Below are 17,207 nucleotides of genomic sequence, written 5' to 3' on the forward strand. Positions count from 1 at the left end.
ATCCGGCTGGACGTGCGCGTTCCCGTCGTTCCACGCGACGTCGCCGATGTTCTGAACGCGGCGGCGACGAACGCCGACCGCGCGGGAGTCGTCGTGACGTACCCGGCCGCCCGGACCTCGGTACCGCGGCGACCTCGGCGGCGTGCGGACACCGCTCCCGCGACCGACCGGGGCAGGACGGAAGGTCAGCAGCCGCGCTCCGCCCCGAGCAGGCCCCGCAGAACTTCGATCTGGGCGGCGAACAGCTCCTCGGCGACCGGAGCGAACTCCGCGCCGTACTGCTCGGTGAGCTCCCCGTTGACCACCCCCACCAGGCCGCTCCACAGCACGGTCGCCCGCAGCGCCGTCGAGGCCGACGCATCGGTCCCGAGCTCATGGGATCCCCGCTCGAGCGCTGCCGCGAGTTCCGCTCCCAGCTCCGGCGCGGCGGGGACACCATCGACCTCGGCCACGACCTCGAGCAGCCGGGCGAGGACCCGCGTGCCCGGCCCGGTGGTCATCTCGGCCGGAGCCGCATAGCCGCGCACCGGGGTGCCGTAGAGCAGAGCCCACCGGGCGGGGTTCACGATCGCCCAGGAGCGCACGGCGTGCGCGAGGCGCGTGAACCGCTCCGCGGGGCCCGCCGCCGGTACTTCCGCGATCGCCGCCTCGACAGCATCGGCGAGATCGTCGAAGGCGTCCACCAGCAGCAGCGTCAGCAGTTCGTCGCGGTTGACGACGTAGCGGTACACGGCCGAGGAAACCATCCCGAGACCGCGGGCGATTTCCCGAACGCTGAGCTGTTCGGGCCCGTGCTCGGCGAGCTGGGCGTTGCCGAGCGCGATGATGCGCCGCATCGTCTGCTCGCGGGCTCGGCTTCGTGCCGTCGGCCGGGGGTTCGGGGTATCCGCCATCCTCGCAGTGTGCCAAACAGAGAGCACCGCTCTTGACGCGCGGGGCGAGAGCGGTGTTCACTCTTGGTCAGACAGAGAGCAGTGCTCACAGTTTGCGGAGGGGGAGCGATGCACCACCTGGTGATCGGCGAAGGGCAGATCGGGCGCGAGATCATCGCGCGGGCGATCGGGGACGGGGACACCGTGACGATCCTGCGCCGCAGCGAGGTCCAGGAGCACGAGGACCGCGGGATCTCGCGGGTGACGGGCGACGTGCTGGATCCGGCCGCCCTGGAGCAGGCGCTGCGCGGCGCCGACGCCGTCCACGCCTGCTTCCACGCCCCCTACGACTCGCGGATCTGGCGGCGCGACCTGCCACCGCGCGAGGAGGCGGTGCTGGACGCGGCCGCCCGCCACGACGTACCGATCGTGTTCCCCGAGTCGATGTACCCGTTCGTCGGGCTGGCCTCCGACCTGCGCGAAGGGGCGGAGTTCGCGCCGCGGGACGAGAAGGGCCGGATCCGGCGGTTGCTCATCGATCGGCGTCGCGCCCACGCCGCCCGGACCACGAGCATCGTGGCCTCCGACCTCGTGGGGCCCACCAGCCTCGGCACCGGCGCCTCGGTCGCCTGCACGACCGTCATCGAACCGGTGCTCGCGGATCGGCGCGCGGTGCTCCCGGGCGCCCTCGACGCCCCGCACTCGCTCACGTTCATCCCGGACCTGGCCACCGCGATGCTGCACACCGCCCGGCATCTCGACCGGCTGCCGGCCGACGGCGTGCTGCACGCACCGACCGCCCCGCCGAGGACGATGCGGGAACTGGCCGGACGTGCGGCCGACGTCGGCGGAGTCCGCCGCAGGGCACCGCTGGGCATCCCACGCCGCGCGATGCGCGCCGCCGCACCGTTCTCGACCCTGGCGCGCGAGCTGTCCCGGCTCGAGGACCTGTGGCACCGCCCGTGCGCGCTGGCACCCGGTATCCTCACCACGCAGGAAGGGCTCGAACCCACGCCCTGGGAAGACGCCGTGGACCGCACGGTCGCGGCCGCGCGGGAACGCTCCACCTCGGACACCGCGATCCCGCACCCGGATCCAGCGGCGGCCTGAGCACCGTGCGGTCGTCGCAGCGGCTGGTCCGACCGGGACCAGCCGCTGCGGCTGCCGACCGCGCGCGGTTACTTCATCTCGTAGGGGTAGTAGGTGTCGACGACGGCCTTACCGTTCTTATCCGTGTGATACCACCCTGCGACGGTGATCGTCTGACCGGCGTAAGGGCCCTCGTTGATCTTGGCGTCGCCCCACCACTCCCCCCGGGAAGGACTGTTCGGGTCCGGCTGGTACGGCGTGTTCCCCTTGTTCCACGCGACGTCACCGATGTCCTGAACCTGCCTCCCGGACATCCCCGGCGGGAACAGGGACGTGGACTCCGGCTTGGTCACGGGATTCTGGTCGCCGAAGTCGATCTTGGCCTGGCCCGGTCCCAGCTGCTCGATCCCGCTGTGGTGCGGGTTCCCGTTCGCCACGCCGTTGCCGCTATAACCATCGGTCCTGGTCGGCCCACCGACGTCGTCCTTGCGCACGTGGCCACCGACCGGGTTGCCGTACTCCGGGTGACCGGACCACTCACCCCGGATGACGTGGTCGTGAATCTGCTGCGAGATGGGCTTCTCCGCGCCCGGCGAACGGCCATCGGGTCGACTCGGGTAGCCCGGCGGCGGCTGGTTGTTCTGGTTCCCGCCATTCCGCCCGTTCCTTCCGTTCCTGCCGCCGCGCGGCGGGACGGGGGTGAAGCCGTCGTCATCGACCCCGCCGCGGGGGGAACCGCCTGCGGGACCTCCTCGATCGGTGGTGGGCGGGGTTCGCGGGGTGTCGGTTCCGGCCGTGGAGGTGGACGCCGGGCCGCGGCCCCGGGGACCGGTTGCGGGGCCGGACCGTCGGCCTTGCCCCCGTCGGCCTTGATCTCGTCCAGGTGCTTCTTCGCGTCGCCGAAGGAGCCGCCGAGCTTCTTCAGCAGCGGGGCCAGCGCCTTCATCGCCTTGATCAGCTTGGTCGTGATGTCGGCGATCTGGGCCGCGACCTTGGCGACCGCGGCGACGACCTGCGGCACCACCCACGCCATCGCGAGGCCGAGCGTGGCGAGCACCTGGAGCGCCCAGCTGATGAGGCTGCCGACGAGTTCGGCGATGATGTCGCGCACCAGCGTGCGGACCCCGGCGACGACCTCACCGGCAGTGGCGATGCCGCTCGACGCCCCGTCGGCGGCCTGCTGCGCCGCCGCGATCAGGGCGGTGGTGTCCTCGCTGCGGGCCCGGTAGGCGTCACCGGCCGCGCCGATCCAGCCGGCGGTGTCGGACTCCACCAGCGCGGTCATCTCGGTGTTGACGGCGCCCAGTTCGGTCGAGATGTTCTTCCAGGTCTTCGAATGCGCCTCGATCTGGTCCGGATCGCCCGTCAGCGAGTCCAGCGCGTCCGACAGGGGGCCGACGTGCTCCATCAGCCAGCCGACCCCGGCGGAGAGGATCGCCCCGAACGGATCCAGCGCCATGCCGAGCGCATCCAGCCCGGTCCCCACCGCGCCCATGACGCCGGAGGCCCAGTCACCGGACTCGATCGCCTTCTGCGTCTCGTTGACCGACTCCAGGATCGGCACTCCGCTGAAGGACTGCGTCGAGTCCTCGCGTTCCGCCACCAGCGGATTCGTCACAGGTCATCACTCCAAGACCGGGCGGGGCGGAACGCCGGGGCAGGACGACCGGCGCCGGGAACCGGGTCAGTACTCGTCACGGGTGTCCCACCTCAGCGAGGGCGCCGATTCCTCCTGCTCCGGCCCCTCCGGTTCGTCCGGCTGGTCGGGGAACCGCTCGCGCAGGTTGTCCAGCATCATGGCGCGCGTCTGCGCGTCCTCGTCACCGAGGTGCGCGGTCATCGCCTCCCCCACGCGGTCGGCGATGTCGGACTGCGCCCGGTGCATGGTGGACAGGATCTGCGCGGCGAGGTCGTTCGGCGCCAGCGCGCGGACCTTCTCGGTGAATTCCAGGTCCGTCACGCTGCCGTCGGCGCGGACGGTCACCTTGATGCTGCCGTCCCGGCTGGCTGCGGTCAGCCGCAACTGCTCGGTTTGCGCCTGCACCTGCTGGTACCGCTGGGCCTTGTCCGCGAATCCCTGCGCCCACTCCTGGATCCGCCGCTCGGCGGCATCCGGGTCGGCCCCGGTCACGGCGAACCCGCCCGAGTTCATATCCGGCATCGGAGAACCTCCGTCTCACTGGATTTCGGGGAGCTTCCGCACCACCCGCCCCGGCCGGAGCCGCTCCGGGGAATGCGTCTTGCGAGCGAGGACGTCCCGCCGCCCGGCGGAACGCCGATCGGCTACCGGGGGAGCTCTCCGGACATGGTCATCGAGCCGGTGCGGCCGGCGTTCGGTGCCATCACCGGCGTAGCGCTCACGGGCTCGCCGGCCGGCGCCACCGCGCTCCGGTTCCCGGCGACGGCCTCCTTGATCGGGCTGAGCGAGGCGGCGTTCGCGTCGTCGATCTCCCGGTACTGCTCGGCCGACTTGCGCACGTTGTCCGCCGTGGCGCTGACGCCCTCCCGCGCTGACTTCACCGCGTCCACGCCTTCCTGCTCCACCGGGTTGATGATGGCCGGCAGGAAGGAGCACAGCAGGCCGTAGGCGTCATCCGACATGCTCACCGTCTCGGCGGCCGCGACCGCTGTCTCCAGGCGGGCGGTCAGACCGTCCAGGTGGCTCGCGTGCGCGGTCAGGTCTCCGGTGACGACTTCGAACGTCATGGTCCCCTCGGTTCGTCGGGCCATCGTGGGCACGGAGCGGCGCTGTCGTCGACGGGCCCGCCCACGCGCAGCCGAACCGGATCCCGCGGCTGGAACGCCCCCCGCGCGGCACCGGCGCCACCTCGGAGCACGCGACGCGGGCACCATCGACGAAACCAGCAGTGATCAGCTCTCCATGATCACCGGAGGAACGTAGCACCGACCTCCCGCACCGGGGGCCGACTTCGCGGAGTACGCGAAAAGATCCATCGAACGCGCTTGAGCGCGGCACCATCGCGCTGCATCCCATCGGACCCCCTCATCCCGGTCATCCTGATGCTCGCGCTGCTACCAGCTCGACGAGCACAGGTCGGCGATCCAGGCCGTCCTCGACGAAGGTGTCCACGCCGACACCAGCCGGACCGAAGCCCGGGGCGGCGAAGCGGTCACGGGCCCGCCACCGGACGGCTCCGCGGCGGGTCGGTCGTGAAGAGCCCGCGATGCAGGATCGCGCGCAGGTGGTCCGAGCGATGGGGACTGGCGGAGTGCTCTCCCGCCGCCTGACCGGCCAGGGCCATGGGAAGCGTCAGGAGAAGGTCTTGCGTGCCGAGCTCGGGATGCATGATGCCGCGCATGCGTGCGCGTTCGACCAACGGCTCCATCGCGGCCGCCGTGCGATCGGCCAGCGCGCCGACTCCCGTGCTCTCGTCGGCCGCGACGACACGCGCCAACCAGGGGGCGTTCGCCTGCATGTCGAGCAGGTGGTGGAACAGGGTGACGGCGCCGTCGTCCGTGCCGGTGAGCGATGCCGCACGGGCCTCGATGTCGGCGACGTTGCGCTCCAGCACGGCAGCCGCGAGGTCCTGCCGAGTCTCGAAGTGGCGGTGCAGCGTCGTACGGCTCACACCGGCCCCCTGCGCGATGCCCTCGAGCGGGGCGTCCGGACCGAGAGCCGCGAAGGAGCGCCGCGCCGCGTCGATCAAGCGCTCGCGGTTGTGCGTGGCGTCGCGTCGCCGGGTTGACGGCATGGGAGGGAGAGTAGCCATCGGCCGGCCCCCGGTGCGCACCTGGACCCGGAAACGTACATCAACGTACGGTTAGAGTCGTCCAAGGCGCTTTCGCCGCCTGTCGACCGATTACCGTCCAGCGAGAGGCAATCCCGTGACTGCCACAACGAGCCATGCGGCTGACGCCGCCGCCCATCCCGGGTTCGGCCCGAACGTCCTGCGCGCGACGTGCAGCCGAGAACGCGACCGCGAGTCCGGGTCGGGTGGACTGGCGGAGGTGCGGGCGTGACGCGCACGACGAACGCCAGGTGGCGCGGAGCCCGCGGCTGGCTCGCCGTCGTGCCCCTGCTGGCCGTGGCGGGGTGCGCATCGATCTCGACCGCACCGACCGATCCGGGCGCCGAAGCCGGCGGCCCGGGCGAGCAGGTGGCCGAACAGGTCGTCGAGGTCGCACCGGCCCGTACGAACCCGGCACCGACGCTGCTCGAGGGGCCGACCTTCGGCGCCGACGGCCGGCTCTACCTGGTCGACGTCACGGCACCAGCCGGTGGGCCGAAGGTCGTGGCCGTCGACCTCGAGTCCCGCGCGGTCGACACCGTGTTCACCGACGACCGGAGCGCATTCACCTCGGCCCAGTTCAGCCCCGTCGACGGGCGGCTCCACCTCACCGACTACGCCAACGGCAGGATCGTGAGCGTGGCCGCGGACGGGAGCGACCCGCGACCCGTCGTCTCCGGGCCGGTCGAGGGGAAGCCGATGCAACCCGACGACCTCGCGTTCGACGAGGACGGGAACATGTACGTCACCGACTCGGAGTTCACCGCCTACCCGGGGGCCGAGCCGTCGGGGCGGGTCCTGCGCTTCGACGCCGACACGGGCCAGGGCACCGTGCTCGCCGACCACCAACCCAACCCCAACGGGATCTCGTTCGACCTCGACGGCGGAGCGCTGTGGGTGAGCCAGCTCGACGCGAACCGCATCGACCGCCTCACGCTGAACGAGGACGGCACGGCCGTGACCGCGGGCCACGTCGGAATGCATGTCGACGGCGGCACGGCCCAGACGGACTCGAACGCCGTCGACGCGGCCGGGAACGTCTACCAGGGCGTGCACGGCGAGCCGAAGATCATCGTCTACGGGCCCGACGGCACGCACCGAGCCACGATCACCGTGCCGGAGGGCGACGGGGACTTCGAATCCGCGACCAACATCGCCATCCGACCCGGAACGACCGATGCCTACGTGACCGTCAGCGGCCCGTCGGGCGGTTACGTCTACCGGTTCGACGCGCTCGCCGAAGGGGTACGGCAGTCCAACGGCGGCTGATCACGCCCGAGCGGCCGGTGCCCGCCGCGGACACCGGCCGCTCGCTCGGACGCCGAGCCGCGATCCCCACGGGGCAGGCGAGGGCATCGATGGCGACCACTCACCTCGCCCGGTCAGCACGCGCCCTTCGCGAACACGGGTGGTGAAGCCGAGCCGCCCACCTCGGTTCAGTTCGCGTCGCCGAGGACTTCATCGATGCCGTCGCCGGTGCGCCATTCGCGCAGGAGGCGTTGGAACGCGGCCGGACCGCGGCCGTAGGTGGTGCGGCCGTGCGCGGTGCCTTCGTCGTTGTAGTAGCCGGGGGTGCATTCGGCGTCGAACCAAGCGCGTTCCGGCGAGCTGGCGCGGAGCGTCTCGACCCATGCCGTCTCGGCCGCAGCACTGGGCTCGATGCACTTCACGCCACGGCGGCGAGCCTCGGCCACGACGGCGCCGATGTGGATGGCTTGTTCATCGAGGACGTGGACGAAGTTGACCGAGGGCGCGTTCTGCGTCGAGCCCAGGTGGAACAGGTTCGGGAACCCGTTGCTGTAGAAGCCGTGCAAGGTGCGGACACCGTTGGAGAACCACTTCTCCAGCAGGCCCTCGCCGTCCCGCCCGAGGATCGGCAGCCGCCCGGTGACGACGTCGGACCTCCCGACCTCGAAGCCCGTCGCGAAGATGATGCAGTCGACTTCGTACTCGCGGCCACCGACGATCAGCGAGCGCTCGGTGATCCGCTCGACGCCGCCGTGGTCGGCGGTGTCGACGAGCGTGACGTTTGAACGGTTGAACGCCGGCAGGTACTCGTCGCTGAACGTGGGCCGCTTGCAGCCGTAGCGGTACCACGGTTTGAGCAGTTCGGCGGTCGCCGGGTCATCGACGGTCTCCTCGACCCGTGTCCGCAGCCGGTTCATCTTCTCGAAGTCGAGCAGTTCCTCGACCCGCTCCCACTCCGCGACGTCCCAGTCCGCTCGCGCGTCGGTGGCGATGATCTTGCCGAGCACGTTCGCGCTCGCCGTCCACGCGTCGTCGACGAGGTCCTCCGCCACCGGGTTCCCGGTCACCACGGCCTGGAAGTTCTCCCGCCGCCGCGCGTGCCAACCGGGTTCCAGCGACGCCGCCCACTCCGGATCGGTCGCCCGGTTGTCGCGCACGTCCACCGACGACGGGGTGCGCTGGAAGACGTAGAGGTGCTCGGCATCGCGCGCCAGGTGCGGCACGACCTGGATCGCGGTGGCACCGGTGCCGATGACCGCGACCCGCTTGTCCGCCAGCCCCGTCAACCCGCCGTCCGGTCCGCCGCCGGTGTAGCCGTAGTCCCAGCGGCTGGTGTGGAAGGTGTGTCCGGCGAAGTCCTCGATCCCCGGGATCCCCGGAAGCTTGGGATGGTCCAGCGTGCTGTTGGAGACGACCACGTAGGTCGCGCGCATCTCGTCGTCGCGGTCGGTGCGGACGATCCACTCGCCATCGTCCCAGCACAGCTCCCGCACGCCGGTCTGGAAGCAGGCGTTCCGGTAGAGGTCGAACTCGCGGCCGATCGCCATCGCGTGCTGGCGGATCTCCTCGCCCGGCGAGTACTTCCACCTCGGGACGTAGCCGACCTCCTCCAGCAGCGGGAGGTAGACGTAGGACTCGATGTCGCAGTGGATGCCCGGGTAGCGGTTCCAGTACCAGGTACCGCCGAAGTCACCGCCCTTCTCGATGATCCGGATCCGCTCCAGGCCCGCCTGGCGCAGCCGGGCACCCGCGCACAGGCCACCGAAACCGCCGCCGATCACGACCGCGTCCACCCGGTCGGTCAGCGGCTCCCTGCTGGAGACCTCGGCGTACGGGTCCTCGGCGTAATAGCCGAATCTCCCCTCCGCCCTCCGGTACTGGCTGCTGCCGTCGGGACGGACCCGACGCTCCCGCTCCGCACGGTAACGCTCGCGCAGCGCGGCGACCTCGGCATCGGAGAACTCGGGCGTCGAAGAGGACAGCATCGGCATCGCGGCCTTTCTCATTGAACACCAGCTGCGCAGCACGCAGCCGATCACATCGGTACGAATTGACGTGGCACGCCCCGCGGGACTCCTCGCGAAGACGCATGGCAGAGCCTCGGCAGCGGCCTCGCGCAGCACGTGCAGTGGCGCGAGTGGCTACCCGAGCTCCCTGAGCCGGACGGCGGCACATCCGCGATCGCAGATCCACGTGGGAGATGTCCTGCCACGCTCTTCTTCACGCCGTGGTGGAACCGTCCGGGACCGGTCATCCCGGATCGCTGCGACGGGTACTGCTGGACGGGCCCGAGGCGCGCCCACGGCATGTCGCCATCGGACGGCCGGAAATCCCCGGTCGGATCGCCCTCGCGCCGAGCGCGGAAATCCCGGAAACGGTTCGGACCGGCACCGCGCACTTCGGGGATTCGGCAAGAGCGACTGCCCGATCACGCTCTCGGCATCGGTCATCTCACCTCCTCGCCGTCATGAATCCGCGCGCAGCCGCCCCTCAGCGCTGTTGCTACCGCGTCTCGCGCCTGGTGACCGGGGCTTGCCACAGGCCGCTGATCGCATCGGTCAGGCTCGTGGCCAACTCGTCCCAGCTCGACTGGAACGTCGAGCTCCCCTCTGCGAGCGCGCGTTCGCGCTCCACGCACATGTGCACGATCAGGTGGCGGGCCATGGTGCCGCGCTCGGCGTGCACCAGCTGCGGCAGATCCGGCAGGCACCGGTTCAACCCCTCCAGCAGCGCGTGCACCGTCGGCGAACTCATCGAGTCCTCCACGGTGGCCTGGTGCAGGGCGGGGTCGGTCATGACCTGGGCGCTGAACCGGGCGTACCACGTCGGGCTTCCCAGCGCGGCCATGTGCTCGGTGATCGGACGCACCAGGCAGCCGACCCAATCACGCACCTCCGCGGAGCGGATCACCCGCGGCAGCAACCCGGCGCGCAAGGCCTCGACCTGTTCCGCGTGCCCGTGGGCGATGGCGCGGATGAGATCCACCTTGGTCCCGAAGTGGTAGCTGACCGCAGCGCTGTTGCCCTGCCCGGCGGCCTCACCGATCTGCCGGTTGGACACCGCGTGCACTCCGTGCTCGCCGAACAACCGCTCCGCGGTGGTCATGATCAGCTCTCGCGTCCCGCTCCCGCGTTGCGCCCGAACCTTGCCCGCCAAAGCCATCACCCTCCCGGGCAACCGTCTTCCCCTGGTCGCCCACCAAGTAAACCACCTGATTGGTTCAATTAAACCCTATGTTTCAATCGGTGGCAAGGTTCTCCCTTCCCGGAGGTCATCGCATGTCCGCACCGCTGCCCAGTCCGACCGTTCCCCGCACGTCCGGCGCGAGCCCCGAGGCGACCGCCATGATCGCCGTGCTGGCGTACAGCGGGATCACGGTCGCGTTGATGCAATCGTTGATCATCCCGCTGGTGCCCGCGCTTCCCCAGCTCCTCGGCACGACACCCGCAGGGGCGAGCTGGGCGGTGACCGCGACGCTGCTCGCCGCCTCCGTCGCCACGCCCGTCGCGGGACGGCTGGGGGACATGTTCGGCAAGCGGCGGATGCTCCTGGTCAGCCTGGTGCTGCTGGTCGCCGGCTCGGTCGTGACCGCGATGGCCGACTCGCTCGCACCGATGGTGATCGGACGCGCCCTCCAAGGACTGGCGGGTGGTGTCATCCCGCTGGGGATCAGCGCCATGCGCGACCAGCTCCCAGCCGACCGGGTCGGTTCCGGGACCGCGACCATGAGCTCGTCGCTCGGGGTGGGCGGCGCGCTCGGGCTGCCGCTCGCCGCGCTGATCGCCGATCACACCAGCTGGCACGTGCTGTTCTGGATCTCGGCCGCGCTCGGTGCGCTCGCCTTGGCCCTCGTGCTGCGCTTCGTGCCCGAGTCACCCGTCCGCACCGGTGGACGCGTCGACTTCGCCGGCGCCATCGGGCTCTCCGCGGGACTGGTGTTCCTGCTGCTGGCCATTTCCAAAGGTCCGGATTGGGGCGGTGCCGCGATGACGGGCCTGTTCGGCGCCGCCGCGGTGACGCTCGCGGTGTGGGGCTGGTGGGAGCTGCGCACCCGGCAGCCGCTGGTGGACTTGCGCACCTCCGCACGCGCTCCGGTGCTGCTGACCAATCTGGCCTCCATCGCCCTCGGCTTCTCGATGTTCTCGGTGCGGCTGGTGCACCCGCAGGTGCTGCAGACGCCGGTGGAGACCGGGTACGGCCTGGGGCAGTCGATGCTGGTCGTCGGCCTGGTCATGGCGCCGCAAGGGCTGGTGATGATGGCGGTGGCGCCGCTGTCGGCGCGCCTGTCGCGAGCCCGGGGTCCGAAGGTGACGCTCATGGTCGGTGCGCTGGCCGTCACGGTCGGCTACGCGCTGGGTGTCCCGATGATGTCCGAGATCTGGCAACTCGTACTGATCTCCTGCATCAACGGGGTGGGGATCGGGATGGCCTACGGCGCCATGCCCGCATTGATCATGAATGCGGTGCCGGTGTCCGAAACCGGCTCGGCCAACAGTCTCAACACCTTGATGCGCTCCCTCGGCAACTCCTTCTCCAGCGCGATCACGGGAGTCGTGCTCGCGCACCTGGTCATCGGTTTCGGCACCGCCACGATCCCCTCGCTCACCGGTTTCCAGGTCGTCATGATCATCGGCGGGCTCGCCGCCCTGCTGTCCTTCGCGCTGGCCGCCGCCATCCCGCAGCGCACCGCCGACGCGGCCGGGAAGACCTGATCCGCTGAGCAGTTCTCCGGGAAGCGGCGGATCACCCGGTCCCGCCTCGCATCTCAGCGGCATCCCTCGCGAGGACGACCGCGACGCCGGGTACGGGGCACCTCAGGACCGGAAGCCCGCTGACTTACCGCCACGCGAATGGCGGAACACCAACACGAAAGGCATGCCCGTGACCCACGCACACGCCCGCTGACAGCCGGCAGCGCGGTCGGCGACAGGCTGGCGCATCCGCGAGGCGCCGCCGCGCTGCGGGAACTCCTCGGCGAGCACGGGTTCGACTCCGACACGCTCGCCCGCGTCCGGAACCTCCCGCTGCGGCAGCTGACCGACCTCAGCCGGGGCGAGCTTACCCCCGCTACCGTCGACGACCTCGTGCGCCGCGTGAACGACGGCACCACCCCGCCGATGGCGAAGGCGCGGGCTGGCGCGAACGCATCATCCCGGGACGCTTCGCAGATCGCACGGTCATCGTTACCGGCGCCGCCTCCGGTATCGGCCGGGCCACGGCCTCGCGCATCATCCGCGAGGGCGGTCGCGTGATCGCCGCCGATGTGTCGGCCGACAAGCTCGACGAGCTCGCCGCCGAACTCGACACCGACTCGCTCGTGCTCGTCGCCGGAGACATCACCAGCACCGACGACATCGAGCGCATCGTCACCTCAGCCGGGCCCACGATCGATGGACTCGCGAACGTCGCCGGCGTCGTCGACGACTTCGCCGCTGCCCACGAGACCTCCGACGAGACGTGGCGGCGGACTTTCTCGGTCAACGTGGACGGCACCTTCCGGCTCACCCGCGCCGTGCTGCCCGCGATGCTGGCGGCGGGCCGCGGCTCCATCGTCAACATCGCCTCCGAGGCCGCGCTCCGCGGAAATGCCGCCGGGGTCGCCTACACGCGTCGAAGCACGCCGTCGTCGGTATCACCAAGAACTCGGCATTCATGTACGGCCCGGACGGCATCCGGGTCAACGCCATCGCCCCCGGCGGAGTGGCCACCGGCATCGGTGGCGAGGGCCGACGCGCGGAGTTCGGCAAGGCGCGCACCGGTGACTTCATCCGCCTGATGCCCCCGGTCGCCAGCGCCGAACACCTCGCCGCCTCCCTCTCGTTCCTGCTCAGCGACGACGGGGTCAACATCTCCGGCGCCGTCCTCCCCTCCGATGGAGGCTGGTCCGTCCAGTGACACCGGAGCCGCCACCGGCGGCGGTGGGTCGGCGGGACCCCGGCCACCGGTGGCGGCACGGCGTCCCACCACCGGTGGCGACGCTCGACACCGTTCGTCCGGTCGCGCCGACCCGGAACGAGGAACCTTCCGAGCAGTTCGCCGCTGCCAACTCCGGCAGGTCGCGGTCGGCTGGCCATTGACAGCAGTGGCCTGCAGCGATCACCATCCTGGATCGTATGCGATTTCGTAGCTGATCCTGGGAGCTTCCGTTGACCCGCGACCTCGTGACCACCGCGCCCGGACACCTGCTGGGCGCAGTCGCCGCAGCGCGGCCCAACAGCTCCCCCGCGCAGCCCGACGGGGCCGCACGCCTACGACGCCCTCCGCACTCCGCGCCTCGCTGACGGAGCACCGAGCCGACCGGGATGGAAGTCGCGGTGGGAGCGGAAGGCTCCTCCGGCCGCGAGGGTTGCCGAGCGGCGGGATTCGGGAGCGGCGCTCGCGTCAGCCCGGCACCGCGCCAGAGACAGCAAGGGAGCTGCCATGTCCGACCGAGAACACACCCGGGAGCGCTCTCGGCGGGACCACCGCCGAGTCGCGGTGGGCACGCTGATCGGCACGACCATCGAGTGGTACGACTTCTTCATCTACGCCAACGCCGCCGCGCTGGTGCTGACGCCCCTGTTCTTCGAGCCGTTCGTGGCTTCCTACGGAGAACTGGCCGGTCGGCTGATCTCGTTCGCCACCGTGGGGGTGAGCTTCATCTTCCGCCCGCTCGGTGCGGCGGTCGCCGGTCACTTCGGGGACAAGCTGGGGCGCAAGGCCATGCTGGTCCTGACGCTGGTGCTGATGGGCGGGGCCACGACGGCGATCGGCTTGGTCCCGAGCTTCGACTCGATCGGGATGTGGGGTCCGATCCTGCTGATCGTGCTGCGCGTCCTGCAAGGGTTCTCCGCGGGCGGTGAATGGGGCGGGGCCGCGCTCATGGCCGTCGAGCACGCTCCCGCGGACCAGCGCGGCCGGTACGGCGGCTTCCCGCAGATCGGGGTCCCGATCGGGATGCTGATCGCCACCGCCGTGCTCAGCATCGTCACCATGACCACGTCCGAGCAGCAGTTCCTCGACTGGGGATGGCGGGTCCCGTTCCTGCTGTCGGTCGTGCTCGTCGTGGTGGGCATGGCGATCCGGCTGGGCGTCGCCGAGTCGCCGGTGTTCGCCGAAGCCGAGGACGCGAAGCCGGCCGTCCGGCTCCCGCTGGTGCAGATGTTCCGGTTCAACGGACCGCAGGTGCTCCAGGGAGCGCTCACCTTCGCCGCGAACAACGCGGCCGGCTACATGGTCACCGGCGGCTACGTGCTCTCCTACACCACGGCTGAGCTGGGGATGGACCGCTCCACGATCCTCAACCTGGTCACCCTCACCAGCGCGGCCTGGGTCGTCACGACGATGTCGGGAGCGATCCTGTCGGACCGGATCGGGCGGACCGCGGTGTACAAGATCGGTTTCGCCGTGCTGCTGATCTGGGTCTTCCCGATGTTCTGGCTGATCGACACCAAGAGCGTGGTGCTGATGGGGCTGGCGATGCTGGTCTTCAGCATCGGCATCGGGTTCTCCTACGGACCGCAGGCGGCCATGCTCGCCGAGATGTTCCCGGCCCACGTCCGCTATTCCGGGGCCGGGCTGTCCTACGCCTTCGGCGCGATTCTGGGAGGCGCCTTCGCCCCGATGATCGCGACCTGGCTCCAGGCCGCATTCGGCAGCACCATGGCCGTTTCGGGTTACCTGTTCGGCCTCACGGTGATCGGGATGATCGCGGCTTTCACCATCAAGGACCGCACCGGCAAGTCCCTCGGCGCGGATGCGCTGGACATCCCCGGGGCTGCCAAGCTCAGCGCCGCGATCGACCGGTGACCGACCGGGTGTGGGCGGCCGGGCCGCTCGGCCGCCCACACCGGATGCGTTCGCGGGCACCAGTCCCGAGGACGGGGACGACGACGCTGTCCCCAGTGGACGCGGATGACCGCGTGCACCACCTCGCGCCCGGTCCCGGTCTCGCCCTGAGCCTTCCGCGGGGTCAGCGGGCTCGCGGCGCCTTCGGAATTCCGGGGTTACGCGCGAGATCGAGCAGCGCCCGGCCCCGGTCGGTCAACCGGACCGCCGTCGGCCAGACCGCCTTCACCCTGATCGGCTGCACGGCCGGCCGGATCTCCTTCGCCACCACGGGCAATCCCTCGTAGGACTTGCCGACCGCAGGCCGCTGGATCATGATCGCGTACCCCATCCCCCGCGCGACCAGCGAGCGGGCCAGCTCGAAGTCCGACACCTGCACGGCCACTTCCGGCACCACACCGACGCGGTCGAACAGCGCCATCGTGTGCTGCGCGGCGGGCGGCACGTCGAGCAGGACCATCGGCTCGCCCGCCAGTTCACCCAGCGACACCACCGGCTGCTTCGCCAAGCGGTGCCCGGCCGGGAGCAGGACGTGGGCGGGCGCCTCGTAGAGCACCACGGACTCCAGGCCCGTCGGGAGGTTCAGGTCGTACACCACCGCCAGCTCCAGCTCGCCCGCGAGCAACCTGCCCGGGAGTTCGGACTGGCTGCCTTCCACCACTCGCACCTGGACCTTCGGGTGGTTGTCGGCGAACCACTCCAGCAGCGGCGGCACCACGGTCGGCGCCACGGTGGCGTAGCAGCCGATCACCAGCGGACCGTTGAGCTCCGCTCCCCCGCTGGCCACGTTGAGCTCCAGGTCGTCGGCCTGCCGAAGCAGGTCCGCGGCACGGGAGTGCAGGTAGCTCCCGGCCGGTGTCAGCGACACCCCGTGGGCCTTGCGGCGCACCACCAATTGCGTGCCGAAGACGCGTTCCAGCTCGTTGAGCGCCGAGGCGACCGCGGTCGGCGACACGTGCAGCCCGCTCGCGGCGCTGGAGATAGAACCCGTCTCCGCGACCGCCTCGAAGTAGGTCAACTGCCGGAGCGTGTACTTCGCCATCGCCACCCCGCAGGTCCGTCCGCAGCAGCCGATGCGGACATCCACCACGCAGTAGTGGATGCATCGAACAAGTTTGAAGTTTACATGATTTGTTCGCTTCTGCCAGGCTTTTCGCATCCCTCGACGAAGTGGAGGCGGTCAACGATGACGCGCACTGTCGACCCGGCCGAGGCCCGTCCGATCCCGGTCGCGGACTGGGTCACCATCGCGAACCTCTACGCCGATCCCTTCCCCCTCTACCAGCGGATGCGCGCCGAAGCGCCGGTGCACTGGGTTCCCGCGGTGAACCGGTACATGGTGACCGACTACGCCGCCTGCCACACCATCGAACAGGACCAGGAGCGGTTCTCCGCGGACGAGTCCGATTCGCTGATGAAGCGGGCCATGGGGCACAGCATGCTCCGCAAGGACGACCCCGCGCACGACGTCGACCGCAAGTCCTACGGCGGAGTGCTCCGGCCGAACGCGATCAAGAAGCACTGGAACGCGGTATTCGAGCGGAACTGCACGACCTACCTGGAGCGCTTGGCGAAGGCGGGGCCGGGGGCCGACCTCATCGCCGAGTTCGCCGCGCCCTACGCCGCCGAGAACCTCCGGCTCGTCCTGGGTTTCCACAACGCGACGCAGGACGACCTCCAGCGCTGGTCGCAGACCCTCATCGACGGGACCGGGAACTACGCCGACGACCCGGACGTGTGGGCCAGGGCCGCGCGGTCCTCGCGGGAGGTCGATGCCGCGATCGACGAGATGCTGCCGCGCCTGCGCGAGGACCCCGACCACAGCCTGCTGTCCGGGCTGGCCCACCTGCCGATCCCGCTGGAAGCCGTCCGCGCCAACCTGAAGATGACCATCGGCGGCGGCCTCAACGAGCCGCGGGACGCGCTGGGTACCACGGTGTGGGCGCTGCTGTCCCACCCGGACCAGCTCGGGCAGGTGCTGGCCGAGCCGTCGCGGTGGTCCGCCGCGTTCGAGGAGTCCGTCCGCTGGGTCGCCCCCATCGGGATGTACCCGCGGGAGTCCACCGGGGACACCGTGCTGGAAGGCGTTCTGGTACCCGAGGGCGCTCGGCTCGGCGTGGTCGTCGGGGCAGCCAACCGCGACCCGAAGGTCTTCGACGACCCGGAGACCTACGACATCAACCGGACCAGGCAACCGCACCTCGCCTTCGGCGGTGGCAATCACTTCTGCGCCGGTGCCTGGGTCGCGCGCGCCTCCGTGGTGGGTGTCGCCATGCCGCGCCTGTTCGACGCGCTGCCCGACCTACGACTGGATCCGGAAGCGCCCGCGCTGTCCGGCGGCTGGGTGTTCCGCGGTGTGCTCCGCCTCCCGGTGCGGTGGGACCGCGGATGACCGCCACCCGACAGGACGACCGAGGAGAGC

The 17,207-nt window shown here is 70.6% G+C and carries 14 protein-coding genes and 1 pseudogene; 6 read left to right on the top strand and 9 right to left on the bottom strand.

Annotated elements, in window-relative coordinates; genetic code table 11:
- Positions 1–185 precede the first annotated feature (185 nt).
- Complete coding sequence (locus ACQP0T_RS16740) at positions 186–893, bottom strand: TetR/AcrR family transcriptional regulator (RefSeq protein WP_433868902.1); 708 nt, start codon at positions 891–893, stop codon at positions 186–188.
- A 108-nt stretch (positions 894–1,001) separates the two neighbouring features.
- Between ACQP0T_RS16740 and ACQP0T_RS16745 the strand changes: the two genes are divergently transcribed.
- Positions 1,002–1,982 carry an NAD(P)H-binding protein gene (locus tag ACQP0T_RS16745; protein ID WP_433868903.1) on the top strand — a complete coding sequence of 327 codons (981 nt, stop codon included), beginning with the start codon at positions 1,002–1,004 and terminating at the stop codon, positions 1,980–1,982.
- A 68-nt stretch (positions 1,983–2,050) separates the two neighbouring features.
- Here the strand turns inward: ACQP0T_RS16745 and ACQP0T_RS16750 are convergent, their stop codons facing one another.
- The 5 genes from ACQP0T_RS16750 to ACQP0T_RS16770 all read right to left on the bottom strand — a co-directional run bounded on the left by ACQP0T_RS16750 (position 2,051) and on the right by ACQP0T_RS16770 (position 5,674).
- Positions 2,051–2,314 carry a hypothetical protein gene (locus ACQP0T_RS16750; protein ID WP_433868904.1) on the bottom strand — a complete coding sequence of 88 codons (264 nt, stop codon included), beginning with the start codon at positions 2,312–2,314 and terminating at the stop codon, positions 2,051–2,053.
- The gene (locus ACQP0T_RS16755) at positions 2,311–3,579 is read right to left on the bottom strand and encodes a WXG100 family type VII secretion target (protein WP_433868905.1); all 1,269 of its coding nucleotides are present in this window, start codon (positions 3,577–3,579) and stop codon (positions 2,311–2,313) included. Before ACQP0T_RS16755 ends, ACQP0T_RS16750 begins: the two co-directional genes overlap by 4 nt.
- Before the next feature lie 66 nt (positions 3,580–3,645).
- On the bottom strand, positions 3,646–4,122 hold the full coding sequence (locus ACQP0T_RS16760; protein WP_433868906.1) for a YbaB/EbfC family nucleoid-associated protein: 477 nt from the start codon (positions 4,120–4,122) through the stop codon (positions 3,646–3,648).
- A 122-nt stretch (positions 4,123–4,244) separates the two neighbouring features.
- A complete protein-coding gene (locus ACQP0T_RS16765) occupies positions 4,245–4,667 on the bottom strand; it encodes a type VII secretion target (protein ID WP_433868907.1) in 423 nt (140 codons plus the stop codon).
- Positions 4,668–5,092: 425 nt separating this feature from the next.
- Positions 5,093–5,674 carry a TetR/AcrR family transcriptional regulator gene (locus tag ACQP0T_RS16770; protein WP_433868908.1) on the bottom strand — a complete coding sequence of 194 codons (582 nt, stop codon included), beginning with the start codon at positions 5,672–5,674 and terminating at the stop codon, positions 5,093–5,095.
- A 264-nt stretch (positions 5,675–5,938) separates the two neighbouring features.
- On the opposite strand from ACQP0T_RS16770, the gene ACQP0T_RS16775 reads away from it, so the two are divergent.
- Positions 5,939–6,979 (top strand): SMP-30/gluconolactonase/LRE family protein, encoded by a 1,041-nt coding sequence (locus ACQP0T_RS16775; protein ID WP_433868909.1) that lies wholly within the window; start codon positions 5,939–5,941, stop codon positions 6,977–6,979.
- A 167-nt stretch (positions 6,980–7,146) separates the two neighbouring features.
- On the opposite strand, the gene ACQP0T_RS16780 is transcribed toward ACQP0T_RS16775, so the two are convergent.
- Positions 7,147–8,964 (bottom strand): flavin-containing monooxygenase, encoded by a 1,818-nt coding sequence (locus ACQP0T_RS16780; RefSeq protein ID WP_433868910.1) that lies wholly within the window; start codon positions 8,962–8,964, stop codon positions 7,147–7,149.
- Between the two features lie 496 nt (positions 8,965–9,460).
- Positions 9,461–10,063: a TetR family transcriptional regulator gene (locus tag ACQP0T_RS16785; RefSeq protein ID WP_433868911.1), complete on the bottom strand. Its 603-nt coding sequence runs from the start codon at positions 10,061–10,063 to the stop codon at positions 9,461–9,463.
- Between the two features lie 173 nt (positions 10,064–10,236).
- On the opposite strand from ACQP0T_RS16785, the gene ACQP0T_RS16790 reads away from it, so the two are divergent.
- The 3 genes and pseudogenes from ACQP0T_RS16790 (at position 10,237) to ACQP0T_RS16800 (ending at position 14,746) form a co-directional block, all read left to right on the top strand.
- Positions 10,237–11,670, top strand: coding sequence for an MFS transporter (locus tag ACQP0T_RS16790; protein ID WP_433868912.1), 1,434 nt, complete (start codon positions 10,237–10,239; stop codon positions 11,668–11,670).
- Positions 11,671–12,188: 518 nt separating this feature from the next.
- A pseudogene (locus ACQP0T_RS16795) lies at positions 12,189–12,853 on the top strand (SDR family NAD(P)-dependent oxidoreductase).
- Between the two features lie 525 nt (positions 12,854–13,378).
- The gene (locus ACQP0T_RS16800; protein WP_433868913.1) at positions 13,379–14,746 is read left to right on the top strand and encodes an MFS transporter; all 1,368 of its coding nucleotides are present in this window, start codon (positions 13,379–13,381) and stop codon (positions 14,744–14,746) included.
- Between the two features lie 163 nt (positions 14,747–14,909).
- On the opposite strand, the gene ACQP0T_RS16805 is transcribed toward ACQP0T_RS16800, so the two are convergent.
- The gene (locus ACQP0T_RS16805) at positions 14,910–15,872 is read right to left on the bottom strand and encodes a LysR substrate-binding domain-containing protein (RefSeq protein WP_433868914.1); all 963 of its coding nucleotides are present in this window, start codon (positions 15,870–15,872) and stop codon (positions 14,910–14,912) included.
- 99 nt (positions 15,873–15,971) lie between these two features.
- Here ACQP0T_RS16805 and ACQP0T_RS16810 point away from each other — a divergent pair, with 99 nt between their 5' ends.
- Entirely contained in the window at positions 15,972–17,177 is a 1,206-nt protein-coding gene (locus ACQP0T_RS16810) for a cytochrome P450 (RefSeq protein ID WP_433868915.1), read from the top strand.
- Positions 17,178–17,207 lie beyond the last annotated feature (30 nt).

This window comes from Saccharopolyspora sp. CA-218241 (assembly GCF_050954615.1).
In the GTDB taxonomy this organism is placed as follows: Bacteria; Actinomycetota; Actinomycetes; order Mycobacteriales; family Pseudonocardiaceae; genus Saccharopolyspora; species Saccharopolyspora cebuensis.